Below are 24,428 nucleotides of genomic sequence, written 5' to 3' on the forward strand. Positions count from 1 at the left end.
GCCGGCCACGGGTGGCACGGCATGGATCGGGTCCCTCCCCGCTCTGTATTGGACCTGAGAGATTCCGCAAACCCATCAGGGCCTGCTTGCACCGTCGGTGAGTGCTGCCGGAGCAGCACTGCTTTCCAGAGTCGCCTCGCCGTGACGGTACATGGGCCTGAGAGATTCCTGGGGAGGATTTGCTCCTACGGCGCCTGCCCGGTGATGGCCGGGAGAACTCTCCCGCCACAGCTCGAAAGGCTTATTGAAATGTGGGTGATTCGGCTCACAGGTTACAGGCAAAGCGAAGCGGGGAGCAAATCGGTCCGTCATGACTTGGGGCTCAAGAGCGTTAGGTGGATGGCGTAACGCCGGGCTTGACTTTTGTTCGTGACGGACGCCACACTGAACCCCGTGATCCGGCCGGACAGCGGAACTGGCCCAAAGACGCTGGGCGCTCTGTTCGCCGGCCGGGATCACCGGAGGCCCCACTGCCCATTCTGCGCATTACCGCGCCTGGGATGGATGCCCTCTGACAACTGAACACTGATTTACCAAGCAAACGCTTTTGACCTGCGGCGGGAGAGCCCTGCCGGTACGTTCAGCAGGCGCCGTAGGAGCAAACCCTCCCCAGGAAACTCTCAGGCCCACGTACCGCCGCGGTGAGGCAACTCTGGAAAGCAGCCGGGCCCTGTCCTGGCTCACCGACGGTGCAAGCACGCCCATTTCGGCATGTGGAAACTCTCAGGTCCCAGACAGAGCGGGGAGGAAATCCAATCTTTGCGACACCCCGGGTGCCGCTCGAACGATGGAGTTCCTCAATGACGACCCATTCCCCGACGTCCCCCGGCGGCGGAGCCCCGCACCTGGAGCGGCAGCTCAGCAACCGCCACATCCAACTGATCGCCATCGGCGGTGCAATCGGCACCGGCCTGTTCATGGGCTCCGGCAAGACCATCTCGGCGGCCGGCCCATCAGTGATCTTCGTGTACATGATCATCGGCTTCATGCTGTTCTTCGTCATGCGTGCCATGGGTGAACTGCTGCTCAGCAACCTCAACTACAAGTCCTTCAGCGACTTTGCCGCCGACCTGCTGGGTCCGTGGGCCGGCTTCTTTACGGGCTGGACCTACTGGTTCTGCTGGGTCATCACCGGCATCGCGGATGTCATCGCCATCGCCGGCTACTCCCGTGAACTGTGGCCCGGGGTGCCCCTGTGGATTCCCGGCCTGGCCACCGTGGCCATCCTGCTCCTGCTGAACCTCACCACGGTGAAGGCGTTCGGCGAGACGGAGTTCTGGTTCGCACTCATCAAGATCGTTGCCATTGCCGCACTGATCATCGTTGGCCTGTTCATGATCTTCACCGGTTTCCAGTCCGACGCCGGCCCTGCCACCTTCACCAACCTGTGGAGCCATGGCGGATTCTTCCCGAACGAGTTCATGGGCTTCGTGGCCGGCTTCCAGATCGCCGTCTTCGCCTTCGTGGGCATCGAGCTGGTGGGCACCACGGCGGCCGAGGCCAAGAACCCGGAGCGCAACCTGCCCAAGGCCATCAACTCCATCCCCATCCGCGTGCTCCTCTTCTACGTAGGCGCCCTCATCATCCTGATGGCCGTCACCCCCTGGACCGAGTTCAGGGCCGGCCACAGCCCCTTCATCGCCATGTTCTCCCTGGCAGGCCTGGGCGCCGCGGCCACCGTGGTCAACCTCGTGGTGCTGAGCTCCGCGATGTCCTCCGCGAACTCCGGCATCTACTCGACCTCCCGCATGGTCTTCGGCCTTGCCCAGGAAGGCGACGCTCCCGACGTCTTTGGCAAACTGTCCCGGCGCAAGGTGCCCCAAAACGCACTGTTCCTCTCCTGCGTGCTGCTGCTGTCCGGCGTCGTCCTCATGTACGCGGGCCAGGACGTGGGCAAAGCCTTTGACATGGTGACCACCGTCTCCGCCGTCTGCTTCGTCTTTGTCTGGTCCATCATCCTGGCCAGCTACATCGCCTTCCGCCGCCGCCGGCCGCACCTGCATGAAGCATCGAAGTTCAAGATGCCCGGCGGTGTTGCCATGGTCTGGGTGGTCTTCGCCTTCTTCGCCTTCGTAATCTGGACCCTCACCACCCAGCCGGACACCCTGGTGGCCCTCCTGGTCACCCCGGTGTGGTTCATCCTGCTGGGCGCCGCATGGTTCGTCCTCCGCCGCCGCCCCGCACACCAGGCCCGTTTCGCTACGTTCCAGGCTGAACTGCAGGCGGACCAGGACTTCACCGACGCCGCAGCCGGCAAGGCTGTCCGTACGGGTGCCGCCGCAGAAGCGGGGGAAGAGCGGGTCAACCGGTGATCGCTGAGGAGCTCCGCGCTTCCGGGCTGCGCGCATCCGAACCTGGGACTTCTGAAGCCGGGCAGCTGCAGGCAGTGGCAGATCCGGAAACGGGCCGGGAATTCGTGCTGACGTTCCACTGCCCGGATGCCCTTGGCATTGTCCAGGCGGTGGCGGCATACCTGCTGGAACAGGAATGCTACATCGTGGACATCAAGCAGTTCGGCGACAGGGCGAGCGGGCGGTTCTTCATGCGCATCCACGTCACCTCGCAGGTTGAGCTGAACCTTGGCCGCCTCCGGGCCGGTTTCGGCCAGGTGGCCCAGGAGTGGCAGATGGACTGGCGGCTGGAACGCCACGGACGCAAGCAGCCCATCCTGGTGATGGTCTCCAAGTATGAGCATTGCCTCAACGACATCCTGTTCCGCGCCCGCAGTGGTGAGTTGCCCGTGGAGATCGCCGCCGTGGTGTCCAACCACCCGGACCTGGAACCCCTGGCCGCCTGGCACGGTGTTCCGTTCCACCACATCCCGGTCACGCCGGAAACCAAGGCCGATGCCGAGGAGCGGCTGCTGGCCCTGGTGGACGACTACGCCGTGGAGCTGGTGGTGCTGGCCCGCTACATGCAGGTGCTCAGCGACGAGGCCACCACCCGCCTGAGCGGGAAGGCCATCAACATCCACCACTCGTTCCTGCCCAGCTTCAAGGGTGCAAAGCCCTACCACCAGGCCTACGAGCGCGGCGTCAAAACGGTGGGTGCCACCGCCCACTACGTCAACTCGGAGCTGGACGAAGGGCCCATCATCTCGCAGCAGGTCATCGAGGTGGACCACACGTACTCCGCCTCGGACCTGGTCACGGTTGGCCGCGACGCCGAATGCAAGGCGCTCACGAATGCCGTTCGCTGGCACGCTGAAGGGCGGATTGTCCTCTCCGGCAACCGGACGGTCATCCTCCGCTAGTTTGCGGGCCCATCCACGCGGCCGGCGCCCGCACTCCCTCCAAACGGAGGGGCAGGCGCCGGCCGCCGTGGCACCACTACTGAATACAGCCTTTCGAGCCGTGGCGGGAGAGTTCTCCCGGCCATCACCGGGCAGGCGCCGTAGGAGCAAATCCTCCCCAGGAATCTCTCAGGCCCATGTACCGTCACGGCGAGGCGACTCTGGAAAGCAGTGCTGCTCCGGCGGCACTCACCGACGGTGCAAGCAGGCCCTGATGGGTTTGCGGAATCTCTCAGGTCCAATACAGAGCGGGGAGGGACCCGATCCATGCCGTGCCACCCGTGGCCGGCCGAACCTGGAGTTCCTCATGACGATTCGATCCCTCCTGGCACCAGCCGCAGCACCGACTCCCGCGGAAGGACAGGCCGGCAGGTCCGGTACGGTACTGCCTGTCCGGATGCAGATCATCCCCTCGGAGGGTATTGCCGCCCGCATCCAGGCGCCGGGCCCCCTGGGGCGCAGCTGACGGTGACGTGCCTGCCCCGCCAGGGCGTGGGACCCACCATCCGGACGGCCATTGAGCTTGCCTACCTTGGCTTCGAGGTTGTTCCGCACCTGGCCGCACGAAGCATCGAAAGCCGTGAGCAACTGGCCGGCGTGGTCCGGAACTGCCACGACGCCGGCATCACCGAAGTGTTCGCCGTCGGCGGTGACGCGGGGGAGCCGGCCGGTCCCTATGACAGCAGCCTTCCGTTGCTGGAGGACCTCGCGGAGGTCTCCGGCGGCACCATCCGGGCCGGCGTGGCGGGCTACCCCGAAGGGCACCCGGGCCACAGCGAACTGCACATGCTTGATGCCCTGCTGGAAAAGCAGCACCTGGCATCGTCATTGGTGACGCAACTGTGCCTTTCGGCCCCCCCGGATCCAGTGGTACGCCCAAACCCTGCGCCGGGAAGGGGTGCGCCTGCCTGTTTGGGCCGGAGTGCCCGGCGCCGTTCCGCGGGCGCAGCTCATCCGCGCCGCGCTGAAAATCGGTGTGGGCCCATCCCTCAAACTGCTGAACCGCAGGGGCCCCCTTGGCCGGCGCCTGCTCCAAGATGGCCGCTACTCGTCCGAGGCCATCGTCGCGGAACTGCAGGGCGGCGAAGCAGTGGAAGGTATCCACCTTTACACGTTCAACAACCTGGCCGGTTCCGCCAGCTAAAGAGGCCGGCCGCTGGGGTGGGCCGTGACGCAGAGCGAAAAGTTCAGCATGCTTAGTGTTTGTCCACATAGGATGGATAAGCACGGCAGCCTACCCGCTGCAGGTCGATTTGAATGAAGGTGACCATGGCCAGGCGCAGCAATCCCGCAGTACGAATCGCACAGGAAACCGCCCACAACGCAATGTTCGATGCCGACGGCAAACCCAAGCCCGGTGTCCACAACATGCTCCTGAAGGCAGTGCAGATCCAGCGGCCCCTGGTGCTGGCCTACATCCGCCGGCTCCAGAAGAAGCATCCACGGGCCACCGCCGCCCAGTTGGCGGCCATCGCAGAGCGTGACTACCTGCGCGCAGTGACCGGTGGGGGTGCCCTGGTGGGTGCCACCGCCGTCGTCCCTGGTGTTGGAACCGTGGCGTCGCTGGGACTTTCCGCAGCCGCAACCGTCGGCTTCCTGGAGGCGACGGCCCTCTACGCGACGTCGCTGGCAGAGCTCCACGGCATCCGCCTCACCAATCCCGAGAAGGCCGGCACCATGGTTATGGCCATCATGCTTGGTGAGGAAGGGACCGCCCTGCTGGGAACGCTCAGCGGCCAGGCGGCCGGCGGCGCCAAGCCCGCCGACGTCTGGGGGAACATGCTGTCCAAGTCCTCGATCCCTGGATTCGGGAGTGTCCGGAAGAAGATCCAGCACGCCTTCCTGAAGAACCTGCTCAAACGGCAGGGCACTGCGCTGTTCGGCCGGGCCCTCCCCTTCGGCATAGGGGCAGTTGTGGGTGGAGCCGGTAACCTCGTGATGGGCCGTGCCGTGGCGCAGAACGCCAGGGAGGCGTTCGGACCCATGCCGGACACCATTCCCGGGGAGCTGACCGCAGCTGCCGGGCCGGACAACCTGACCCTGGAAGGCAACACCCTTGGATCTAAACGCTGATGTAGGCCAATCATTCGGCTCCTGGACCGCGGGTGGCGATCCGGCGATGTTCCAGCTGGCCACCAGTGTCAACGTAGCGTGCGGCCTCCACGCAGGCGATCCCGTCACGATGCTGGACAGCTGCCGGGCGGCTTACGAACTTGACGTCACCGTGGGTGCGCACCTTGGGTACCGCGATATGGCCGGTTTTGGCCGGCGCTCGCTGGACATGAGCTTTGATGAGCTATTTGGCGACGTGCTGTACCAGCTGGGCGCGCTCGACGGCGTCGCCCATGCCGTGGGTGCCTCGGTGGACTTCGTGAAGCCACACGGTGCGCTGTATGACACCCTGATCCATGATGCTGAGCAAGCCTCCGCTCTCGTGGCGGCCGTGAACGCCTACGATCCTGGACTTCCCATCCTGGGCTTCCCGGGGTCGGAGCTGCTGAAGCAGGCAAAGGAGGCCGGCCACCCCGTATTCACCGAGGCCTTCGCCGACCGCGCCTACTACGCCGACGGCACCCTGGTGCCGCTGTCCAGGGAAGACGCCATGCTGAACGACGTCGACACCATCGTTGAGCGGGCCGTTCGCCTGGCCACAAAAGGCGAAGTGGTGGCCATCGACGGGTCCATCGTCACCGTCCAGCCGGACTCCCTGCGACTGCAGGGCGGCAGCCCCGGCGCCGTGGAGACGGCGGCAAAAGTTCGGGCAGGTCTTGAGGCCGCGGGCGTGGAGCTGGAGGCCTTCGCGTAGAAAGCGGCGGCGTGCTCCGGACTTAAGGACTACTGAACCTTGGACTGTCCAAGGCACCGTCATCCCGACGGTACTAATGGCGTGGCGAGGAGTTCGGCCCAGAGGGGATCGTCAGCCGGCAGGTCGTCGAGGTCCACATATCTGTCGTCGTCTGGTTCCCACTGCGGAAGGTTTTCGAGGCTGGCCTCCAGGCATTGGCAGACGGCGGGCGCGGCCCGCTGGAGCCACTGCGGCCATTGCGGCCAGCTTTCTGGTGGCCAGTGGGTTGGTTCGGGGTCGGGGTGTTCTGGGTTGTAGTGCCTGCCTGTTGGTGAGGTCCAGCCGGGTGGTTCATTCGTGTTGGCGGGGTCGGGTGTCCATTGGCTGTGGTGTTTGAGCCGGTGGTGTTTGGGGCAGAGTTGGGCCAAGTTACTGGTTCCAGTGGTGCCGCCGTGTTGCCACGCTTGTAGGTGGTCGGTTTCGTTGTCGGGGGTGCGGTTGGTGCAGCCGGGGAAGGTGCATTTGGTATCGCGCATCCTGATCCAGCGTTTGATGGTTTCGGTGAGCCGGTAGTTTTTGCGGCCGATTTCCAGTGGTGCGCCGTCGCGGGGGTCGATGAGGACCCGGTAGAACGATTCCGCCCCGTCGGCGACAAGTTTGCGGGCCATGGACGCCGGGATCGGGCCGAAGCCATCCAGTGCGGCGGGTTCATCGGTGGCTCCGAGGAGGGCGAGCACCGGCACGGTGACCAGGACGTCGGCCCGCGGCGCAGGGACCTTCCCGATCCCGGTGACACCCTGCGTGCCCTGAACGCCGGGGCCGGGACCGTCTTCCTCGGCGTGGACGGCGGTGTTCCGGGCTCCGTGGTTCACACCAGCCCCCAGCAGCAGCGATGCGGCGATGTCGGGGCGCAGCTGGGTGAGGGTGCGCTCTTCGGTGGGGCCTTGGAGTCCGCGGGCGGTGGCGGTGGTCCGGTTCCAGATGGCACAGGCGGTGTCGCCGGGCAGGTAGAGGGAGACCCAGGCCATACCGTCCCGGTCGGGGGTGTATTCCATCCGCCGGTCAGCGGCACTTTTGGCGTGGCGCTTCTCGATCGATTCCGGGTGGTGGCGTTCCCGCCACCCACGCACCTTCGCCCGGAACCGGGACGGGACGAGCTCGCCGGGGGCGGCGCCGCGGGCGCGCTGGGGTGCAGCCGGGTCGAAGAAATGCGCCACCAGAGAGGCCGCGCCGTCGGGGGAGAGGCCCTCGGTCTCATCGGCGACAATGCGGGCGTGCTGCCAGGACATGTCGCCGGCGGCCAGCGCCTGGAAAACCATCGGCAGGGAACAGATCCGCCGTGACTGCTCCACCAACGCCCCGGCAGCCGCGGAGCTGATGGTCAGCACCCCGGCGATTTCCTCCACCACCGACATGTCAGCGTAAGTGCGGTCCTGGACGGTGGCGTCCGGCGGGGTCATCGCCTGCTGCAGTTCAACGGCCCGGGCGGCCTGCCGGGACTTTAGCGCCGTAAGTTGTGCTTCCAGCCGGGCCGTCAGCTCCAACCCTTCCAGGCACAACTCATACCGGCGCTGGAACACATCCATACCGGCGCCAGCATGAGCTCCGGAAGCCAGGAAAGCGTCCTCTTTCTCCAGCGCATTCAGGGCAGCAATGGAGGCGTGGATACCCTCCAAAGCCACCCCGACACCACCGCCGATTCCCATACCGACATCATCCATCGAGGCACTGACATTTGAAGCCGCCCCGTGCCCAACCGCCAGGCCGCCGCGAGCGAATCACCCAAAAATCAGCTGCGCCACCGTGAAGATCGCCAGCCCGGCGAGGGACCCCACCACGGTGCCGTTGATGCGGATGAACTGCAGGTCCTTGCCTACCTGAAGCTCAATCTTCTGCGAAGTTTCCTCGGCATCCCAGCGCGCAACCGTGTCCGTGATGACTCCGGCGATGTCCGAACGGTAGGTCCGGACCAGATACCCGGCGGCGTCGCCGATCCAGGCGTTGACCTTGCCGGCCAGTTCCGGATCCTGCACCAGGCGCGAGCCAAAATCGCGCACCGCGGCCTTGAACTTGATGGTGAGCTCGCTGTCCGGATCGTCAACGGCACCCAGCAGCGCGTTCTTGACCGTGCCCCAGGTCCGGGATGCGAGCTCGCGCACCTCGGGATCGCCCAGCACCTGCGCCTTGATGTCCTCCGCGCGGGCAATCATCGCCGGATCATGCTGCAGGTCCTGCGCGAGGTCGTTGAGGTACTTGTCGATCGACTGGCGCACCTGGTGGCGGGGGTCGGCCTGGACCGCGCGCACGAACTTGAGGATTTCGAGGTAGACCTTGTCGCCCACCAGACCATCCACGAACTGCGGAACCCAGGTGGGGGAGCGGTCGGATACCAAGCGGGTGACGGTCTCGTGGTTGTCATCCACCCAGTCCGCAGCACGGTCCACCAGCAGGTCCACCAGCGTGTGGTGGTGCCCGTCGTGGAAAACCCGCTCTGCCAGCCTGCCCACCGGGGGTCCCCACGGCGGAGCGAGGAGGTGCTTGCGGACCATGCCCTCGATGACGGCCTGGACGTCGTCGTCATTCAAGACCTTGAAAGCGCCGCGGATCACCGCAGCACCTTCCTTTGCCACCCGGTCGGCGCCGCCCGGCGCGGAAAGCCATTCACCGGCCCGGCGGGCGATGTTGACGCTGGCCAGCTTGTCCTGCACCACCTGTTCGGAGAGGAAATTGGTCTCCACGAACTCACCCAGGGAGGCACCGATCTGGTCCTTGCGGCGCGGAATGATGGCTGTGTGCGGAATCTTGATGCCCATGGGGTACTTGAACAGCGCCGTCACGGCGAACCAGTCGGCCAGCGCGCCCACCATGCCACCCTCAGCGGCCGCGCGTACGTACTGCAGCCATGGATAGTCCTTCTGCAGCGCGAACGCGAAGACAAAGACCACGGCCATGGCGATCAGCAGGCTCAGCGCCAGCAGCTTCATTTTCCGCAGCGCTGCCGCCTTTTCGGCGTCGCCGGCACCAAGCTGGCGGCTTACGACGGCGGCAGCCGCCTTGGTGCCTGGCGGCACCTCCCGCGCGGCCTCCGCGGGCGCTTCCTGCGTGGTTGGCCCAGTAGTTGCCTCAGAGTTCACCTGCATGTGCCAAGCCTAGCCCCGAAGGCGGGGGCAGGTCGGCTACCGTGTGTCCATGACAATTGACGAGTCAGTGCCGCAGCGGCCGCTGGTCTTTGCCCACCGCGGGTCCAGTGGCGCGTATGCCGAACACACCCGCGCCGCCTACCTGCAGGCCCTGGCTGACGGGGCCGACGGAGTGGAGTGCGATGTCCACCTGACCCGGGACCAGCACGTGGTCCTGCTCCACGACGCCAACCTGGACCGCACGTCCGACGGAACGGGCCCGGTGGCTGAGCGGACGCTGGAGGAGTTGCGCCAGCTGGACTTCTCGTCCTGGAAAGGCGTCCGCATTCCCGAAACCTACGGGGCGCGCTCCGAGCAGCTCCTGACCCTTCCGGAGCTGCTGGACGTCCTGCGCGGGGCGGGCCGTCCCGTGAAACTCGCCATTGAGCTCAAGCATCCCAGCCCCTACCAGCTCAAGCTGGAGGACCGGGTCCTGGAAGTACTCCGCAGCGAGGGCTGGGACCCGCAAAGCTCCACAGTGGACAACATCGCCGTGACATTCATGAGTTTCAGCCCCGATTCCGTCCGGCACCTGCTCCTGTCCATCCCGCCGCAGTACATCTGCCAACTCGTGGACGACGTCACCATTCATGAGATCCGTGGCGGCCTCGGGGTGGGGCCGATTACGGGCGGCGCCATCGCAAACCTGATGAAGGCCACCCAGCTGGAGGGCGAACGGATCCTGGATGACCGGGAGGTGGGGATGGCCGGGCCGGGTATTGATTACGTCCGTGAGCGCCCCGGCACCGTCCGGCGCTGGCTGGACTCCGGCCGCCGCTTCAGGGTGTGGACTGTGGACTCACCGGAGGACGTGGCCCTCTGCCAGGAGTTGGGCATCCAGGAGATCACCACCAACGTGCCGGCCCGCGTCCTGGAACAGCTGCACATGGCCGCGCCGCAGGGAAAGTAGCGCTGATATGGCCGCCCCCGGCACACCGTCCGTGCCCCGCTGGTGGGCCGGGCCGCTCGACGTCGAAGGCCTGGCGCTGCAGTCCGTGGAAGCAGCCGCGGAAGCCCTGAACCTGTACACGGCGAGCCCTGGCCGGTACAGCACGACTCCTGTGCTCACGGCAGCTGCCTTCGATTCCTTCGGGCACCTGCGGATTGCGGGGCGCAAGCCGCAGGGTTTCGCGCCCCTGTCCGGCTTCCGGAAGACCGCCGACGGCTGGATCCGGCTGCATGCAAACTACCCGCACCACGAGCAACGGCTTTTGCAGGCGCTGGGTGCAACCTCCGCGGAAGGGGTGGAGAGGGAACTCCAGTCCATGGCCGCGCTGGAGGCTGAGGCCGCCATCCAGCGGCACGGCGGAATTGGCGCGGCTGTCCGGACTCGCGGTGAATGGCTTGCGACCGACATGGGCCGAGCGGCCGGTTCAGGACCCTGGATTGCTGTGGAGCATGCCGACGGCACAACCAGTGGCTTCGGACTGCAGGATATCGGGGCGGCCACAGAGGCCGGCACCAGCCCCGGCACCCTGTCCGGTACCAGCGCCCTGCACGGTGCGGACGGCCTGCCCCTGGCCGGGGTACGGGTCCTGGACCTGACGCGGGTCATCGCAGGGCCGGTCGCCACCCGGCTGCTGGCCGCGCTCGGAGCAGAGGTCCTGCGAATCGACCCGCCCGCCTTTCCCGAGATCGAAGACCAGTTCGTGGACACGGCCTTTGGCAAGCGCAGCGCAGTACTCGACCTGGGACCCGTGGCAAACCGGCAGGACTTCCAGCAGCTCCTGGTCGGCGCAGATGCCGTGGTCACCGGTTACCGGCACGGCGCGTTGGACCGGTTTGGGCTCAATCCGCGGGAACTGCTGGCAGCACACCCGGGACTGGTGGTGGTCACGTTGGACAGCTGGGGCGGCAGTGGGCCGTGGAGCGGACTGCGCGGCTTTGACAGCATTGTCCAGGCCGCCAGCGGAATCGCACACCTCTACGGCAGAGAGGACGACGACGGCAGGTGGCGCCCGGGTGCCCTTCCGGTGCAGGCACTGGACCATGCCACCGGCTACGGGGTGGCTGCGGCTGCGGTCCGTCTTCTGGCCGCGCGCCGCCGGACGGGTTTGGGCGGCGCTGCCCACCTGTCTCTGGCCCGCACCGCTGAGGAACTGTTTTCCCTGGCCGGCATGGAAAGCCAGGCTGGCATGGAAAACCGGGCTGGCACCGAAAACCAAGCCACCACAGCAAGCCCCGCGGAACTCCCATCGCCCGAATACCGGTCCGTGGACAGCAGCTTTGGCGAGTTGCGGTACGTCGGGCCGCCACTGCTCGACGCAGGCCGGCCGCTGGACTATCGGTCCCCGCCACCACCATATGGAAGCTCGCAGGCCGCCTGGCTGTGACGCTTGCAGCCCCGGACTGTGTAGCTGCGCAGCCCTGCTGTCCTGCCGGATGCCGGGTTTCTGGGGGTGCTTAGGCTGTGATTGAGTGGTTCCATGTCTTCTCCCAGGTCCGGCCCCGCTGCTAAGGGCCTGTCCGCGCTGTCCCCATCCATTCCCGGCGCGGCCGTGCAGCACCTGTCCGCGGCTGCCATGGGGGCGCTTCTGCTGGCCAGTGCCGGCAAGCATTTCAGGGATCCCGGCTTCTACCGTGACGTCGTTCCGGGATACCTCTGCCGGCAGGATCCCTCGCCTGACGCAACCCCAAGCGGTACCACCCCTGACAGTCCAACCCAAGGCAGTCAACCCCAAGGCATTTCAACCGAGGGCAGTCCAACCCAAAGCAGCCCGCCCCCGAGAAGCACGGGCACAGCCGCCGCAGCCCAGCATCCATGGGCCGTCCTGTCCCGGGACGAGTGGATCGCCGTGAGCGGCCTGCTGGAGCTCGCAGCCGCCGTCGGAATTGTCCTGCCACCCACCCGGAAGCTGACGGCCACTGCCATTACGGCGATGTTCACCGCATTCCTTGCCGGGCACGTCGATGCCCTCGTGAGGGCGTACGGGCCGGAGGGCACGCCCCGCCGCCGGAAGATCCACGCCGTGCGGCTTCCGCTCCAGGCGCCCCTGATCCTGTGGGCCTGGAGCCTGCGGACACGTGTACTGCCCGGCCGTAAACCCGGAGGCCGCGGGTGAAGCTGCTGGCATCGCCGGCTGTCAGGGTGGGTATCTCCATCAGTATTGCCACGGGGCTGTACGGCGTGTCCTTCGGGGCGCTCGCGGTGACGTCCGGGCTCAACTTCTGGCAGACCATGGTGTTGAGCCTGCTCCTCTTCAGCGGCGGCTCGCAGTTTGCGTTCATCGGGGTGGTGGCAGGCGGCGGCTCAGGCCTCGCGGCCATGAGCGCAGCCACCCTCCTGGGCATGCGCAACGGCATCTACGGCATGCAGCTGAACGCGCTGCTCCGCCCCACGGGCTGGCGCAAGTACGTCGGGGCGCAGCTCACCATCGACGAATCCACTGCCACGAGCACGGGCCAGACAGACCCGGCCGAACAGCAGCGCGGATTCTGGACCGCGGGAATCGGCGTCTACGTGCTCTGGAACCTCTTCACCGCTGTGGGGGCACTGGCCGGAAGCGGGCTGGGCGATCCCAAGCAATGGGGGCTGGACGGGGCTGCCGTCGCCGCCTTCCTGGCGCTGCTCTGGCCCCGGCTCAAGGGCCGGGAGCCAATCGCCATCGCGGTGGTGTGTGCCGTGGCGACCGTAGTTGCTGTTCCCTTCGTTCCGCCAGGCGTCCCCATCCTGGTGGCCGCGGTAGTTGCCGCGCTGGTGGGTTGGTTCAGCCATGGCCGCCGCGACGAAGGCCTCGAACCCGACGTCGAGCCCTACGGCACGCACGGCCACGGCCATCACCAGGACCGCCACGGCGATCACCAGGACCGCCACGGCGATCACCAGGACGGCCACGGCGATCACCAGGACCGTCTTGGCGGACCGGAGCGCAGAAGCGGCACCGACCCGGAGGCACGCGCATGACTTTGTGGATCTGGCTGCTTATTGCCTGCGTCCTTGCCTACGCATGGAAGCTGGTGGGCTACTTTGTTCCCGCCAAGTTCCTCGAGGACCCCCGCACCTCACGCGTCGCGGGAACCATGACCATCGGCCTGCTGGCCTCGCTCACAGTGGTGAATGCGGTGGTGTCGGGCCAGGCGCTCGCCGCAGACGCCAGGCTGGGAGCGCTGGCCGCCGCCGCGGTCGCCCTTGTACTCCGGGCGCCGTTCCTTGTGGTGGTAATCGCCGGAGCCGGCACGGCGGCACTGTTGCGGATCCTGGGCTGGAACTGATCCCCTGATTCGTGCCCAAAGTGGTGACCCGGGTCACTTTGCTGGGCCTGTGCCGGTTGTACTATGAGATCGGCTTATGCAGTTGGCCATGGAATTTCCTATTGAACGGCACCCATGGAAAATCAGCTGCACCCTGCGGGCGGCTTAGCGGGCAGGCTTCGCCATAAGAACGCCCGACGCCGGGCGGGCCTTCCTGCCAAACGCTTCTTCAAGCGCTTTTCCGGACTTTCGGACGTCCCGGAAGAGGACCTGGAACTTCTCTCCCAAAGACTTCGGGAGGCACTCGACCTGGATCCGTCGTCGTCCGTGCCCGCCCTTCAGGCCCTGGTGCGCCGGGAGATCCGCAAGCGCGCGGACACAGGCAGCGCGTAGCAGCCCACCATTCCGGGTGCCATCTGTGATGGACTGGGAGAGAGGCAGCCCACACCCAGGCGGCCACCAAAGGAGGAATCGAGATGGACGACGAGTCACGGCCTGTTGAGCCGCAGGACGGCCACGGCACCGATGAGACCGGCAAGGACGCCAGGGGAGAACACGGCACCGGGGTGCCCGCCGCGGAACAGTCCGCAAAGCCGCGGGCCGCCTATCTTGACCCGCGAGGTTCGGAGTCAACCCGCGAGCTGCGCGACACCGCCAGAAGGCGCCGGGACGCGGAAGAAAAACTCCAACAGCACCTGATGGAAGCGAAGGACCACGTTCCCAACGAATTCCATGAACATCCCGGACATGGCTACGTGGGACACGCCGGACATGAGCACCTGGCCCATGAGCCGTCCGGTCATGAGACGCCAGACCAGGAACAGTCCGGCCAGGACCAGGAACAGCCCGGCCGGGAGCAGGACGGTGGCACCGGCGAAAAGGGCGCAGACAAGGCCTGATCAGCATTGGAGTCCTTAGCGGCTGGGCCCCCCGCCTGCCGCGGCCAGCGCTGACTTTCGGCCGGCCGGACCCCTGGCTGCCGGTCGGCATTGACCGGCAGCCAGGAGCTGAACAAGCGGTGTTTTAGGCTACGCCGTGGGCCGCGCCGTCAGGTGAGACGGACCTGCGGTACGTTTCCTCCACGCCCATCTCGTACCACGCCTGCGCGCCAAACTCCGGTTCGGGGGTATCCAGGTTCTGGTACAGGGCGTCAAGCAGTTCCACGAGCTCGCCGGCGGTCAGTGCAGGCAGGACTTCCTCCGGCCCGCGGGGATCGGTCAGGTAGTGGAGAAGCTTTGAGTGGTTCATTGCAGTGCGGCCGTTGTGTGGGGGACAGGCGCGAAGTGCATGGGGTTGCTCCAACGTGGAAGTGCCGAGGCTGACTGCCTAACCCCAATTCAGAGTGTATTGCACGTACTTACTGGTAACAATGGAGTTGGCCCACAACGCATCTGCCACCAGGAAATTGCCGCCATAGAACTACCGTCAACGAATTCCGGCAGCAGGCCGCCTCACGGCTTACTCCGGCAGCGTTCCGGGCTGGACGTTTACCGTGGTGTTGCCGGGCGCGGGCGGCACGGGAACGAACACGGGGAGCGGGCGCGACGGGCGGACCGTGCGGATGGCATCCTCCACCAGCGCCAGCGGGCGGCGCCACGCATCAGAACCGGGTTCCATGGTGTCCACCACGCCGATCAGCATGGCCAGCAGCCGGAACATGTCCGTCATGGAAATGTCAGTGCGCAGGCTTCCCTGGCCTTGGCCGCGCGCCAGCAGGATGCTCATGGATTCCATCAGGGAACCGGTGATTCCGGTGAGGAGTTCGCGCCGGCCCGCCACCGCACACAGCAGGTTGGCGTCGTCGCTCGCGGCCCCCATCAGGGCTTCGAGAACGCGCAGCAGGCCTGCGGCGGCGTCGATATCGGCAAGGGCGCCGTCCATGACGGGGTCAACCGTGAGCCGGAGCTGCCGGTTGAGCGCGGCAAGCACCAGTTCTTCCTTGTCCGCGAAGTTGCGGAAGAGGGTTGCCGGGCCCACGCCGGCGGTGGTTGCGATGGTCTGGAGCGGTACTTCCGGGCCGAACTCCCGGAAGCATTGGCGTGCAGCCGTGATGATCTTGTCCACGTTCCGCGCTGCGTCGGCACGGAGGGGCTTTCGGGCGACTGCGAGGCTCATGCCCAAAAGGGTAGCAACGGAGCTTCCGGCCAACACGGTTACTGCGGGGTAGGCGCTTATGTGACGGCGGCCCGCTGCCGTCACCTGCGCTGCTGTCCGGAGCTGCGTGGGAGACTGGGGAGCATGTTGCTTGCATTTTCTGTTGCTCCGTCAGGCGTTCCCAGCGAAGGTTCACGGCCCAACGATGCGTCGGTGCACGACGCCGTTGCAGCCGCAGTCAAGATCGTCAGGGAGTCCGGGCTGCCCAACCAGACGGATTCCATGTTCACCACCATTGAAGGCGAGTGGGACGAGGTGTTCGACGTCGTCAAGCGCGCCACCGAGGCCGTGGGGCACTACGGCAGCCGTGTTTCGCTGGTGATCAAAGCAGACATCAGGCCCGGCTACAGCGGCGAGCTGACCGCGAAGGTCGACCGCCTGGAGAATGCCCTGGTGCAGGAGCCCTAAGCGTCTTACAAGGGGGCCGCATTGTCTGGACCCCCGGCACGCCGCGTGCCAAAATGTGGCAATGTTCGAGCACAGGCCGCGGCCGGAATGGATTGCCACCGAGGAGTTCCTGTCCGCTGCCGTAGTGCATCCGGACAGCGCCGTCCAGCAGGCCATCCACGCCGCGGCGGAGGCCGGCATGCCCGCCATCGAGGTGGCGCCTAACGCAGGGAAACTCCTGAAGCTCCTGGTCCAGCTGTCCGGTGCCCGGCGCATCCTGGAGATCGGGACGCTCGCGGGATACAGCACCATTTGGATGGGCCGGGGGCTGCCCCCTAACGGCACCCTGGTCACCTGCGAGTACCTGCCCCAGCACGCAGAAGTGGCGTGGGCCAATATTGATGCGGCCGGCCTGGGGGAAAGGGTGGAGATCCGGCTGGGCCCGGCGCTGGAGACCCTGGCGGCCCTCGAGGAAGAGGAACGGGAGCCGTTCGACTTCATCTTCATCGACGCCGACAAGCAGAACAACAGCCGCTACCTGGACTGGGCCGTCAGGCTTGGCCGGCCCGGCGCCGCGGTGGTCCTGGACAACACCATCTGGGAAGGCGCGGTGCTGGACCCGGACATCGACCCCGTCAACGCGCCGGGGATCATCGATGCACTCAAGCTGCTGGGCAACCACCCCCGGCTGGACGCCACCGTGATCCAGACCGTCGGCTCGAAAGGCTGGGACGGGTTCGCCCTGGCGCGCATTCTCCCGCAAAACAGTAAGTAAGCTGTGGAGATGCGTCCGGTGCCCGCCGGACATCTCTCCTGGAGGACGTATTTGCAAGCGCCACTTACTCCTGTGCTCCTCAGTTCCGCCCCCGCTGGGCTCTCCCCGTGGGGTTCCCTCTTGGAGTCGTTCGCCGGTGCCGTAGGTGATGTGCCGGCCCTGCTGGCCCTGGCCGTCGAGGCCGGACGGACGTGGCCGCGGCCCGGTGAAGGACGCACCGCCGTGTTGTGGGAGCTCCTGGCCTCCGTGGCTGCCACTGACGTTGCCGCGGCCCGAGTGCTTGAGCCGCACCTCGACGCCGTCGCCATCCTTGCCCAGGCCGGCCAGGCCTTTCCGGCCGTTCATCCCAGGCCGGATGGTGCCGCGGAAGCAGCGTGGGGCGTGTTCGCTGCAGAGGCACCCAACGCCAGGCTTGAGGCGCGCTCCGGAAGCACCGGCATTGTGCTCAACGGAACCAAGCCTTGGTGTTCACTTGCCGGCCGGCTGGACTGCGCCGTCATCACCGCGCACACGGACGACGGCGGCCGGGCGGCTTTTGCCGTCAGCCTTCGCCACCCGGGCGTGGCATGTGAGGAGCCGGAGTGGATTGCGCGCGGCCTGCGGGAGATCCCCAGCGGTAGCGTGCGCTTCGACCAGGTCCCGGCGACGCCGGTTGGCGACACCGGCTGGTACCACAGCCGGCCCGGTTTCGCCTGGGGCGGGATGGGCGTCGCCGCCTGCTGGCTGGGCGGAGCAGTGGGGGTGGCACGGGATTTCCGTGCCGGCCTGCTGGCAGGTGCGGATAATGGGCGGGAGCCGGACCAGCTGGCGCTCGCGGCATTGGGCGAGGTGGACCGGACCATCGCCGCCGCCCTGCAGTACCTGGCCGGGACGGCAGCCCGCATCGACGACGGCACCCTCGGCGCCGACGGGAGCCAAAGCACCTGGAGCGAGGCCCAGCGCGTGCGCGGAACCGCTGCGGCCGCCGTCGAACGTGTCCTTCACCTGGTGGGCTCCCACCGGGGGCCGGGGCCACTCGCCTTTGATGAACCGTATGCCAAAAGGATGGCGGACCTGGCGCTGTATGTCCGGCAGCATCATGGCGCACGTGATGATGCCCAACTGGGCCGGCTGGCACTCAAGGGGGACTGCCGGTGGTGACCTTTTCCCACGCAGACCAGGGGACCGCCGAGGAAGCCTGGGCCCGGAGCGGACTGGCTGCTGTACCCGAGCTGCCACTCGACGCGGCTGAGCTGGCGGGCATGCGCTTCGTGGTCGTGGCAGCCCATCCTGATGATGAAACGCTCGGCGCCGGGGGGCTCATGGCCTCGCTCGTAGCCCTGGGAGCCGAGGTGGAAGTCCTGCTGTGCACCGCGGGGGAGGGGTCGCACCCGGATTCGCCCACCACCACTCCCGGGCAGCTGGCCGCCGTCCGGCTTGCCGAGTTTTCCGCGGCCCTGGCCGCCCTGGGCCTGGCGGACCGCTGGACGTTCCTCGGCTTGCCGGACCGTGGACTGGGCGGCCATGCCGAAGCGATCGCCACTGCTGTCCGGGACGCTGCACAGCGGCTGGCCGGCGCCCCGGACCGACTGGTCCTGGTGGCACCGTACCGGGCCGACGGCCACGGCGACCACGATGCCCTTGGCGCGGCCGCGGCAGAAGTGGCCCGGCGCGACGGCCACGCGCTCCTGGAGTATCCCATCTGGTTTTGGCACTGGGCCACGCCCCGGGACCGGGACTGGCGGCAATGGGTCCGCTTCCATCTGGACGATCCCGCCCGCACGGCCAAGAAGCGTGCCATGGACGAGCACGCAACCCAGGTGCAGCCACTCTCACCTCTTCCCGGGGATGAAACGTTGCTCAGCGGGACCTTCCTGGAGCACTTCTCGCGTGGCTACGAGGTCTTCGCCTGGACGCCCGCGCCCACTTCGTCCGGACGGGCGCATTCCAGCAGCGACGCCGAACTGGTCTTCGACGGCGTCCATGACGGTACGGAGGATCCCTGGAACTACGGCACAAGCTGGTACGAGCGGCGCAAACGCGCGCTCACCCTTGCAGCCCTGCCGGCGGAATCCTATGAACGCGGCCTGGAAGTGGGCTGTTCCATCGGGACCTTGACGGCTGAACTGGCCACCCGGTGCCGGACCCTGCTGGCGGTGGACGCCAGCGGGACCGCAGTGCGCCGGGCCAGCCAACGGTTGGAAGGCACACCCGGGGTGCAGGTGGAACAGCGGGTCCTTCCCGGCTCCTGGCCCGGAGGAACATTTGACCTGGTGGTGGTTTCCGAAGTGGGTTACTACCTGGCCCCTGAAGAGCTGGCCCAGCTGTGGGACCGGGTGGAGGCCACCCTGGAACCCGGCGGAACGCTTCTCCTGTGCCACTGGCGGCATCCCATCACCGGTTGGGAGCTGGATGGGGACACCGTCCACACGCTGGCCCGGGAAAGGCTGGGATGGCGGACGGCCGGGCTTTACCAGGAACGCGACTTCGTGCTGGAAGTCCTGGTCGCTCCGGGCGGCGGGGCGGCGGGATGATGCCGGCCGGTCCGGGGGACGATGCATCAAGCCCGCCTGTCCAAGCCGCCAACGGCATCCAGCACGTTGCGGTGGTCATTCCGGCCCACAACGAGGAGCAGCACCTGGAACGGGCGCTCACTGCGGTCAGCTGCGCGGCAGACCGGGTCGAAGCGGAACTGCCGGATGTTGCCGTGCAAGTGGTGGTTGTCCTTGACGGCTGTACCGACCGGTCGCCAGCGGTTGCCGCGCGGGTGGCGGCCGGGGATCCGCGGTACCTGCTGCTTCCCGTCAGCTTCGGGAGCGTGGGAAGAAGCCGGCAGGCCGGCGTCAGGGCCGCACTGGAGAACTCAAGCAGGTGCACCCAGGATGGCCGGGCGGCGGGGCATTCCCCGCAGGAGACCTGGCTGGCCAACACGGATGCCGATTCCTGCGTGCCGCCACACTGGCTGGTGCGGCAACTGGAACTCGCTGAACTCGGTTTCGATGTTGTCCTTGGCACCGTGCAGCCGGACCCCCATGGAATGCACCACGATCTGTTGGCCCGCTGGCACGCGCGGCACGCCGGCACCGAGGACCACACCCATGTGTACGGTGCCAACCTTGGAGTCCGTGCCTCTTCCTACCTCGCTGCAGGGGGCTTCCCCGGCGTCGATTTCGATGAAGACCAGGCGCTGGTCCGAAGGCTTCGAAGCAGCGGCGCGGGCATCGTTGCCACCGACACCACACGGGTCCTCACGTCAGGACGGACGGCGGGACGGGCGCCGCACGGGTTCGCCGCGTACCTCCTGGCCCTGGCGCAGCCATAGGGCACTGCGCAGCCGTAGGGTGGGGCGGAGCCATGGGGCACTGCGCAGCCATAGGGTGGGGCGGAGTCTTAGCAGCGGCATCTGACCCAAGAGCTGCCCCGGCATGGAAAAGGGCTGCTGCCGTACGGCAACAGCCCTTCGTTCCGGGACTTAATCTCGCGTGACTGCGTCAGTGACCTTCCCGGGCGCAGGCTTCAGCCGGCGCTTCCGGTTCGTGTCAGACCAGGTCCGGAGCGCTGGCAACGATGTAGTCCGCCGCAGCTGGTCCGGTCATGGAGAGGTTATTGCTGTCCGGGTTGATTCCGGCGTCGTGCAGGGCCTCCCAAAGGGCTTCCGGCGGCTGGAGTTCTGCCTTGTGCAGGAGGCACCAACTTGTGTAAAGGCCGTAGAGCTCGTCGCGCCTGAGGCCCAGCCCGGGCTCCCTGTCCGCGACAACTGCTTCGGCAAGAAACTGTTCAAAATGGGTAGCAGGCATGTCCGCTCATTTAGGGTCGACACTGATTCCGCCGTCTGCTTCAGCGGCCTTGCCCGGTTTCCAGGGGATCCCGGCGAGGTAATCAAGAAATTATTGCAGTTCTGTGTGCTTGTCCAGTTGGACCGGCCGGGTTGCGCCCTGGCTGGTCACACCCTGTACAGTTGCGCGGCGAACAGCGGTGGAAGGGTGCAGGGCGGCTTTGAGGGGGGCCGACGGCGACTGGGGGGACTGGCCTCGGTCTCAGAAGAGGCCATCTCACCGCCGACCCCGTATTACCCCGGGTTTACATCATCCCGGGAAAACCAAACAGGACCTTCAAGATGAATTTTCCTCCATCTCGAAGGTCCTGCCTAGTCCCCCTGGGCAGTGGCTGGGCCTGCCTGCCTAAGCGCTGCCGCCTGGCCGGCCGCCGCCGTCGGCCTCCCCGTTGCCGGCCCGGTGCTGCACCTTCTCGCGGACCCTGTCGCGGTGCCGCTCGCCTGGCCTCACTTCGTTCTGTTCATTCCCGGCACCTTGCCCGTCGGGGTTTTCGCCGGAATCATCCTGCCCGTTCTCCGAGGCATACTGCTCCCGAAGTTCACGGCCGTGCTTGATGTCCTCTTCGATCTGCTTCTGCAGCTTCTCGCTTTTCTTGGTGTCCCGCGGCGGCAGCTGGATGGTTTCCTCTGCCTTGATACCGGCCTGGAGTTCACGGCCGCGCTCCACCTCAGCGTCGAACTCAGCGCCGAAAAGAAGGGACATGTTCAGGATCCACAGCCACAGCAGCATGATGATCACGCTGCCCAGTGCACCATAGGTCTTGTTGTAGTTGCCGAAGTTGCCGACGTAGAAGCCAAAGCCCAGCGAGGCGATCAGGAAGACAAACAGGGCAATCCCGGAACCCATGCTCATCCAGCGGAATTTGGGCTGCTTGACGTTGGGGGTGGCGTAGTACAGCACGGCAATGATGGCGATGATCAACGCGATCATGACCGGCCACTTGGCAATGTTCCAGACCATGAGGAAGGGCCCGCTGAGGCCGATAAGCCCGCCCACTGCCTCGGAAACCGGGCCGCTGAGGACCAGCATGCCGGCCAGCAGAGCCACGATAACCACGGCCAGGAGCGTAACGCCAAGCATGGTGCCGCGGAGCTTCACGAACGCGCGCCCCTCGTCCACCTCATAAACCCGGTTCATGGCCCGGCCGAAGGCTCCGACGTATCCGGACGCCGACCACAGGGCGGTTACAAGCCCGATCACCAGGGTGAACCCGGCCGCCGGGGCGCTGGTCAGTTCAGCTACCGGTCCGCTGATGGTGTTGACGGTCTCCGCCGGGGCGAAGCCGCGCACGATTTCCAGCAAGGCGTTGGTGGTCTTCTGCGGATCCCCAAAAAGGCCAAGGAGCGAAACCAGTGCCAGCAACGCTGGGAACAGCGAGAGGACGGCGTAATAGGTCAGGGCCGCCGCCAGGTCAGGGCATTGGTCCTTGGTGAACTCCCGGAGCGTCTTCTTGGTGATGTACTTCCAGGAAGGCTTATCCAGGTCCCTCGGGCTGGCAGGTTTCCTTGAATCGTTTGGATCCGGAGCCTGGCCCGCCTTGGCGGTGCTGGTCTCGGAATCGTCGTGAGTGGCCATGGGGAAGTCCTCTCAATCAGGGGCCAAGCGGACAGGCCGGCCCGCGGATGGCGGTGCCGGCCTGCCGATCAAACTGATGCCTTACGGTGCCGCTGTGGGCTGATCAGGTGTTTTGGATGGTGTCTTTGGCGTCGGTTGCGCGGTCTTTGACGTCGGTGGCTGCGTATTGGCCTTCGGTTTTGACGTTTTGGGCGGCGTCGGTGGCGGTGGCCTTGACGTTTTCCATGGCTTCCTGGGCGGGTTCCTTGAGGTCCTGGGCCATGGTTTTGGCGGCGTCGGTGACCTGGGTTGCCAGGGGCTGGGCTGCGGTTTTGAGTTGGTCCGCGGCTTCGCGTTCTTTGTCGCTGGCCGGGATCAGGGAGGAGATCAGCATGCCGGCGCCGAAGGCGATGAGCCCTGCGGCCAGGGGGTTGCCGGCGGTTTTGGCTTTGACCTGGTCCGGGGCGTGGGAGACGGCCTGGCCGGCGTCGGAAAGTTTCGCGGAGACGGTGTCTGTTGCCTGGTGCAGGTTGTCTCCTGCGGTGTGCATGGCGTTGGTGGTGTGCCCGGCTCCGGTGGCGGTGGTGTCGTGGACTTTGGTGCCGGCGGTGTCTGCTGCTCCCATGATTTTCTCCTTCACCCCGGTCACGGCGTCGCGGACCTTGTCGGTTTGGCGGTGGACGATGTTGGACGGGGTGACTTTGTCGGCCACGGCGTCCACGTTGGTGCCCAGGCGTGCCCGGGTGGCTTCTATGTCTGCGCGGATGACGTCAGGGTTGTCGCTCATCGGTTTACCTCACCTGGTTTTAGGGTTGGGGGAATTTCTGAGAGGGTTTCGCCGGTTTGGGGCAGGCCCTTGATCTGTTTGAGTTCCTTGCGGCCGGTGGAGGCCAGGACGGCGGCGATGATGGCCCAGATGACGGCGACGATCAGCGCGGCCCAGCCCAGGGCCATGATGGCGCCCAGGGCCCACATCAGGGCCAGGGAGAGGAAGAGCAGGACAAAGTGTCCGCCGATCCCGGCGCCGGCGAGCATGCCGGCGCCTTTGCCTGCGCGGGAGGTGGATTGTTTGAGTTCGGCCTTGGCCAGTTCCACTTCCTGGCGCATCAGGGTGGACAGGTCACGGGTCACGTCCCCGAGCAGGTCACCGAGTGAGGCGTTGTCCGCTTTCACATGCGCCGCGCTGGGCGGCGGCTCCGGAATCTGGCTACTCATCACAGACCACCCGTCTGGCCGCCCCGGGTGCGGTCCTGGGTGAGGGGATCGTTTGCCATGGGATCGTCGGCGAGGGCGCGGTCGCGCAGCGGGTCGTCGGAGAGCTGGTTTCCTGACCAGGGCTCCTCCACGAGCTGCGGGCTGTCCAGGCCGCTGGCCGGACCTGCTGCTTCCGGATAGCTGCTGCCCGGTGCGCCGCCGTCGTATCCGGCCGTTGTGGTGGCCGGTGCGGGCAGCTGGACCGGCGGGGGCGGAACCGTCCCGCCCGCAACGGGGTATGACTGGTTGTACTGGTCGCCGTAGGTGGCGCCGGAGTACTGGCCGGACAGGCCCGCTGCACCGGTGCCGGCAGTGGATGTTTCGGGAGGGCCTGCGGTGAGTCCGCGGGTGAGGCGTCCGGCGAGGACGCCGGCGCCGGCGGCGAGGAGCAGGAAGGTTCCGGGGCGGTTGCGGGCGAACCGCTGGACCTCGTTCAGGAGGTCACCCGGCTCCCGGTTTTCCAGCCAGGTGGCCATGGAGGAGGTGCGTTCTGCGGCCTGGCGGACCAGGTCGCCGGCCATGCCCTGCTGGTCCGGGGCGTTGGCCATGCTGTGCAGCTGGGTGGAGATGTTGCGGATGCCTTCCGCGGCCTTCTGCTGCTGGGTGCCCGCCTGGCTGGTGAGGCCGGACTTTGCCTGGTGCAGGAGGTCCTGTGCATTGGCCTTGGCCTCATGCGCCACGTTCGCGGCTTCGTCCTTTGCCGTCTGGGCTACATTCTGTGCCGATCCCGCTGCGGTCCGGGCAACATCGGCTGCTTCTTCCTTGGCTGCGTCCTTGCGGGACGTGCCGTAGGCGTCACCAGCCTGGCTGCCGCCGGCGAGGGGAGCAGCGGTTGAGGGGAAGGTGGCGGGCTCCCGCTCGCCAGGGATTCCTGTATTGGCCGGGGGAGCCGTGTATGCGGGATCCTCGGGCCATTGGTTCTCTGTCATCTTCGCTCTCTTTCCAAGAAGGCCGGTTGTTGATCAAGAACCAGCAATACTGGCCGTAAAATGATAAGCATGATTACTAATGAAAGGTAAGTACCCTTGCTAAGCGAGTTATA

General features: G+C 66.5%; 27 protein-coding genes, 1 pseudogene and 3 riboswitches. Of the genes and pseudogenes, 19 read left to right on the forward strand and 9 right to left on the reverse strand.

All coding sequences use genetic code 11. The annotated features are described in order from the left end of the window. Positions 1–135 precede the first annotated feature (135 nt). Positions 136–235, reverse strand: a riboswitch (glycine riboswitch). Positions 236–548: 313 nt separating this feature from the next. Then, positions 549–646, forward strand: a riboswitch (glycine riboswitch). Between the two features lie 154 nt (positions 647–800). The 7 genes and pseudogenes from cycA to LDO22_RS16115 all read left to right on the forward strand — a co-directional run bounded on the left by cycA (position 801) and on the right by LDO22_RS16115 (position 6,098). Further along, positions 801–2,312 (forward strand): D-serine/D-alanine/glycine transporter, encoded by a 1,512-nt coding sequence (gene cycA, locus LDO22_RS16085; RefSeq protein ID WP_224024544.1) that lies wholly within the window; start codon positions 801–803, stop codon positions 2,310–2,312. A gap of 65 nt (positions 2,313–2,377) precedes the next feature. After that, positions 2,378–3,253, forward strand: a complete 876-nt coding sequence (purU, locus tag LDO22_RS16090; protein WP_224027263.1) for a formyltetrahydrofolate deformylase — start codon at positions 2,378–2,380, stop codon at positions 3,251–3,253. Between the two features lie 94 nt (positions 3,254–3,347). After that, positions 3,348–3,447: riboswitch (glycine riboswitch) on the forward strand. A 152-nt stretch (positions 3,448–3,599) separates the two neighbouring features. Continuing rightward, entirely contained in the window at positions 3,600–3,758 is a 159-nt protein-coding gene (locus LDO22_RS16095) for a hypothetical protein (protein ID WP_224024546.1), read from the forward strand. A 26-nt stretch (positions 3,759–3,784) separates the two neighbouring features. Then, positions 3,785–4,039: pseudogene (locus LDO22_RS16100) on the forward strand (methylenetetrahydrofolate reductase); the annotation flags it as partial. 151 nt (positions 4,040–4,190) lie between these two features. After that, positions 4,191–4,436: a hypothetical protein gene (locus tag LDO22_RS16105; RefSeq protein ID WP_224027307.1), complete on the forward strand. Its 246-nt coding sequence runs from the start codon at positions 4,191–4,193 to the stop codon at positions 4,434–4,436. Between the two features lie 125 nt (positions 4,437–4,561). Further along, a complete protein-coding gene (locus LDO22_RS16110; RefSeq protein WP_224024548.1) occupies positions 4,562–5,365 on the forward strand; it encodes a hypothetical protein in 804 nt (267 codons plus the stop codon). After that, complete coding sequence (locus tag LDO22_RS16115) at positions 5,349–6,098, forward strand: 5-oxoprolinase subunit PxpA (RefSeq protein WP_224024550.1); 750 nt, start codon at positions 5,349–5,351, stop codon at positions 6,096–6,098. The genes LDO22_RS16110 and LDO22_RS16115 overlap by 17 nt, the downstream gene beginning before the upstream one ends. Positions 6,099–6,157: 59 nt before the next feature. Here the strand turns inward: LDO22_RS16115 and LDO22_RS16120 are convergent, their stop codons facing one another. Both LDO22_RS16120 and LDO22_RS16125 read right to left on the reverse strand, forming a co-directional pair. After that, positions 6,158–7,783: an HNH endonuclease signature motif containing protein gene (locus LDO22_RS16120; RefSeq protein ID WP_224024552.1), complete on the reverse strand. Its 1,626-nt coding sequence runs from the start codon at positions 7,781–7,783 to the stop codon at positions 6,158–6,160. A 72-nt stretch (positions 7,784–7,855) separates the two neighbouring features. After that, positions 7,856–9,217, reverse strand: coding sequence for a DUF445 family protein (locus LDO22_RS16125; protein ID WP_224024554.1), 1,362 nt, complete (start codon positions 9,215–9,217; stop codon positions 7,856–7,858). A 49-nt stretch (positions 9,218–9,266) separates the two neighbouring features. On the opposite strand from LDO22_RS16125, the gene LDO22_RS16130 reads away from it, so the two are divergent. From LDO22_RS16130 to LDO22_RS16160, 7 genes are all read left to right on the forward strand, one after another. Further along, positions 9,267–10,166: a glycerophosphodiester phosphodiesterase family protein gene (locus LDO22_RS16130; protein ID WP_159630336.1), complete on the forward strand. Its 900-nt coding sequence runs from the start codon at positions 9,267–9,269 to the stop codon at positions 10,164–10,166. Positions 10,167–10,173: 7 nt separating this feature from the next. Further along, entirely contained in the window at positions 10,174–11,589 is a 1,416-nt protein-coding gene (locus tag LDO22_RS16135) for a CoA transferase (RefSeq protein WP_224024557.1), read from the forward strand. 93 nt (positions 11,590–11,682) lie between these two features. Next, a complete protein-coding gene (locus LDO22_RS16140) occupies positions 11,683–12,318 on the forward strand; it encodes a hypothetical protein (protein WP_224024559.1) in 636 nt (211 codons plus the stop codon). After that, entirely contained in the window at positions 12,315–13,160 is an 846-nt protein-coding gene (locus tag LDO22_RS16145) for an AzlC family ABC transporter permease (protein WP_224024561.1), read from the forward strand. Before LDO22_RS16140 ends, LDO22_RS16145 begins: the two co-directional genes overlap by 4 nt. Continuing rightward, complete coding sequence (locus LDO22_RS16150) at positions 13,157–13,468, forward strand: AzlD domain-containing protein (protein WP_159630330.1); 312 nt, start codon at positions 13,157–13,159, stop codon at positions 13,466–13,468. Before LDO22_RS16145 ends, LDO22_RS16150 begins: the two co-directional genes overlap by 4 nt. A 114-nt stretch (positions 13,469–13,582) precedes the next feature. Then, on the forward strand, positions 13,583–13,840 hold the full coding sequence (locus tag LDO22_RS16155) for a hypothetical protein (RefSeq protein WP_224024562.1): 258 nt from the start codon (positions 13,583–13,585) through the stop codon (positions 13,838–13,840). A gap of 83 nt (positions 13,841–13,923) precedes the next feature. Then, positions 13,924–14,346 carry a hypothetical protein gene (locus tag LDO22_RS16160; protein ID WP_224024564.1) on the forward strand — a complete coding sequence of 141 codons (423 nt, stop codon included), beginning with the start codon at positions 13,924–13,926 and terminating at the stop codon, positions 14,344–14,346. A gap of 124 nt (positions 14,347–14,470) precedes the next feature. On the opposite strand, the gene LDO22_RS16165 is transcribed toward LDO22_RS16160, so the two are convergent. Beyond that, complete coding sequence (locus LDO22_RS16165) at positions 14,471–14,695, reverse strand: hypothetical protein (protein ID WP_224024566.1); 225 nt, start codon at positions 14,693–14,695, stop codon at positions 14,471–14,473. 210 nt (positions 14,696–14,905) lie between these two features. Further along, a complete protein-coding gene (locus LDO22_RS16170; protein ID WP_224024568.1) occupies positions 14,906–15,562 on the reverse strand; it encodes a TetR/AcrR family transcriptional regulator in 657 nt (218 codons plus the stop codon). A gap of 123 nt (positions 15,563–15,685) precedes the next feature. On the opposite strand from LDO22_RS16170, the gene LDO22_RS16175 reads away from it, so the two are divergent. From LDO22_RS16175 to LDO22_RS16195, 5 genes are all read left to right on the forward strand, one after another. Continuing rightward, positions 15,686–16,009 carry a thiamine-binding protein gene (locus LDO22_RS16175; protein WP_224024570.1) on the forward strand — a complete coding sequence of 108 codons (324 nt, stop codon included), beginning with the start codon at positions 15,686–15,688 and terminating at the stop codon, positions 16,007–16,009. A gap of 61 nt (positions 16,010–16,070) precedes the next feature. Continuing rightward, positions 16,071–16,763, forward strand: a complete 693-nt coding sequence (locus LDO22_RS16180) for an O-methyltransferase (RefSeq protein WP_224024572.1) — start codon at positions 16,071–16,073, stop codon at positions 16,761–16,763. Positions 16,764–16,772: 9 nt separating this feature from the next. Next, positions 16,773–17,903, forward strand: a complete 1,131-nt coding sequence (locus LDO22_RS16185) for an acyl-CoA dehydrogenase family protein (protein ID WP_224024574.1) — start codon at positions 16,773–16,775, stop codon at positions 17,901–17,903. Then, entirely contained in the window at positions 17,897–19,276 is a 1,380-nt protein-coding gene (locus LDO22_RS16190) for a bifunctional PIG-L family deacetylase/class I SAM-dependent methyltransferase (protein ID WP_224024576.1), read from the forward strand. Before LDO22_RS16185 ends, LDO22_RS16190 begins: the two co-directional genes overlap by 7 nt. Continuing rightward, positions 19,273–20,064, forward strand: a complete 792-nt coding sequence (locus LDO22_RS16195; protein ID WP_224024578.1) for a glycosyltransferase — start codon at positions 19,273–19,275, stop codon at positions 20,062–20,064. Before LDO22_RS16190 ends, LDO22_RS16195 begins: the two co-directional genes overlap by 4 nt. Positions 20,065–20,281: 217 nt before the next feature. On the opposite strand, the gene LDO22_RS16200 is transcribed toward LDO22_RS16195, so the two are convergent. The 5 genes from LDO22_RS16200 to LDO22_RS16220 all read right to left on the reverse strand — a co-directional run bounded on the left by LDO22_RS16200 (position 20,282) and on the right by LDO22_RS16220 (position 24,315). Beyond that, the gene (locus LDO22_RS16200) at positions 20,282–20,539 is read right to left on the reverse strand and encodes a hypothetical protein (RefSeq protein WP_159630312.1); all 258 of its coding nucleotides are present in this window, start codon (positions 20,537–20,539) and stop codon (positions 20,282–20,284) included. A 384-nt stretch (positions 20,540–20,923) separates the two neighbouring features. Next, positions 20,924–22,153 (reverse strand): YihY/virulence factor BrkB family protein, encoded by a 1,230-nt coding sequence (locus LDO22_RS16205; protein ID WP_224024579.1) that lies wholly within the window; start codon positions 22,151–22,153, stop codon positions 20,924–20,926. A 103-nt stretch (positions 22,154–22,256) separates the two neighbouring features. Further along, the gene (locus LDO22_RS16210) at positions 22,257–22,919 is read right to left on the reverse strand and encodes a DUF3618 domain-containing protein (RefSeq protein WP_224023988.1); all 663 of its coding nucleotides are present in this window, start codon (positions 22,917–22,919) and stop codon (positions 22,257–22,259) included. Continuing rightward, the gene (locus LDO22_RS16215) at positions 22,916–23,347 is read right to left on the reverse strand and encodes a phage holin family protein (protein WP_224023990.1); all 432 of its coding nucleotides are present in this window, start codon (positions 23,345–23,347) and stop codon (positions 22,916–22,918) included. Before LDO22_RS16215 ends, LDO22_RS16210 begins: the two co-directional genes overlap by 4 nt. Then, positions 23,347–24,315, reverse strand: coding sequence for a hypothetical protein (locus LDO22_RS16220; RefSeq protein WP_224024581.1), 969 nt, complete (start codon positions 24,313–24,315; stop codon positions 23,347–23,349). Before LDO22_RS16220 ends, LDO22_RS16215 begins: the two co-directional genes overlap by 1 nt. Positions 24,316–24,428 lie beyond the last annotated feature (113 nt).

Source organism: Arthrobacter sp. NicSoilC5 (assembly GCF_019977395.1).
Classification (GTDB): Bacteria; Actinomycetota; Actinomycetes; order Actinomycetales; family Micrococcaceae; genus Arthrobacter.

What these genes read in the sequence shown, in the direction of transcription:
- cycA (WP_224024544.1), top strand. Translation starts at nt 801, where the DNA reads ATGACGACCCATTCCCCGACGTCCCCCGGCGGCGGAGCCCCGCACCTG.
- LDO22_RS16095 (WP_224024546.1), top strand. Translation starts at nt 3,600, where the DNA reads ATGACGATTCGATCCCTCCTGGCACCAGCCGCAGCACCGACTCCCGCG.
- LDO22_RS16110 (WP_224024548.1), top strand. Translation starts at nt 4,562, where the DNA reads ATGGCCAGGCGCAGCAATCCCGCAGTACGAATCGCACAGGAAACCGCC.
- LDO22_RS16120 (WP_224024552.1), bottom strand. Translation starts at nt 7,783, where the DNA reads ATGGGAATCGGCGGTGGTGTCGGGGTGGCTTTGGAGGGTATCCACGCC.
- LDO22_RS16125 (WP_224024554.1), bottom strand. Translation starts at nt 9,217, where the DNA reads ATGCAGGTGAACTCTGAGGCAACTACTGGGCCAACCACGCAGGAAGCG.
- LDO22_RS16130 (WP_159630336.1), top strand. Translation starts at nt 9,267, where the DNA reads ATGACAATTGACGAGTCAGTGCCGCAGCGGCCGCTGGTCTTTGCCCAC.
- LDO22_RS16135 (WP_224024557.1), top strand. Translation starts at nt 10,174, where the DNA reads ATGGCCGCCCCCGGCACACCGTCCGTGCCCCGCTGGTGGGCCGGGCCG.
- LDO22_RS16140 (WP_224024559.1), top strand. Translation starts at nt 11,683, where the DNA reads ATGTCTTCTCCCAGGTCCGGCCCCGCTGCTAAGGGCCTGTCCGCGCTG.
- LDO22_RS16150 (WP_159630330.1), top strand. Translation starts at nt 13,157, where the DNA reads ATGACTTTGTGGATCTGGCTGCTTATTGCCTGCGTCCTTGCCTACGCA.
- LDO22_RS16155 (WP_224024562.1), top strand. Translation starts at nt 13,583, where the DNA reads ATGGAAAATCAGCTGCACCCTGCGGGCGGCTTAGCGGGCAGGCTTCGC.
- LDO22_RS16160 (WP_224024564.1), top strand. Translation starts at nt 13,924, where the DNA reads ATGGACGACGAGTCACGGCCTGTTGAGCCGCAGGACGGCCACGGCACC.
- LDO22_RS16165 (WP_224024566.1), bottom strand. Translation starts at nt 14,695, where the DNA reads ATGAACCACTCAAAGCTTCTCCACTACCTGACCGATCCCCGCGGGCCG.
- LDO22_RS16170 (WP_224024568.1), bottom strand. Translation starts at nt 15,562, where the DNA reads ATGAGCCTCGCAGTCGCCCGAAAGCCCCTCCGTGCCGACGCAGCGCGG.
- LDO22_RS16175 (WP_224024570.1), top strand. Translation starts at nt 15,686, where the DNA reads ATGTTGCTTGCATTTTCTGTTGCTCCGTCAGGCGTTCCCAGCGAAGGT.
- LDO22_RS16180 (WP_224024572.1), top strand. Translation starts at nt 16,071, where the DNA reads ATGTTCGAGCACAGGCCGCGGCCGGAATGGATTGCCACCGAGGAGTTC.
- LDO22_RS16185 (WP_224024574.1), top strand. Translation starts at nt 16,773, where the DNA reads ATGCGTCCGGTGCCCGCCGGACATCTCTCCTGGAGGACGTATTTGCAA.
- LDO22_RS16195 (WP_224024578.1), top strand. Translation starts at nt 19,273, where the DNA reads ATGATGCCGGCCGGTCCGGGGGACGATGCATCAAGCCCGCCTGTCCAA.
- LDO22_RS16200 (WP_159630312.1), bottom strand. Translation starts at nt 20,539, where the DNA reads ATGCCTGCTACCCATTTTGAACAGTTTCTTGCCGAAGCAGTTGTCGCG.
- LDO22_RS16205 (WP_224024579.1), bottom strand. Translation starts at nt 22,153, where the DNA reads ATGGCCACTCACGACGATTCCGAGACCAGCACCGCCAAGGCGGGCCAG.
- LDO22_RS16210 (WP_224023988.1), bottom strand. Translation starts at nt 22,919, where the DNA reads ATGAGCGACAACCCTGACGTCATCCGCGCAGACATAGAAGCCACCCGG.
- LDO22_RS16215 (WP_224023990.1), bottom strand. Translation starts at nt 23,347, where the DNA reads ATGAGTAGCCAGATTCCGGAGCCGCCGCCCAGCGCGGCGCATGTGAAA.
- LDO22_RS16220 (WP_224024581.1), bottom strand. Translation starts at nt 24,315, where the DNA reads ATGACAGAGAACCAATGGCCCGAGGATCCCGCATACACGGCTCCCCCG.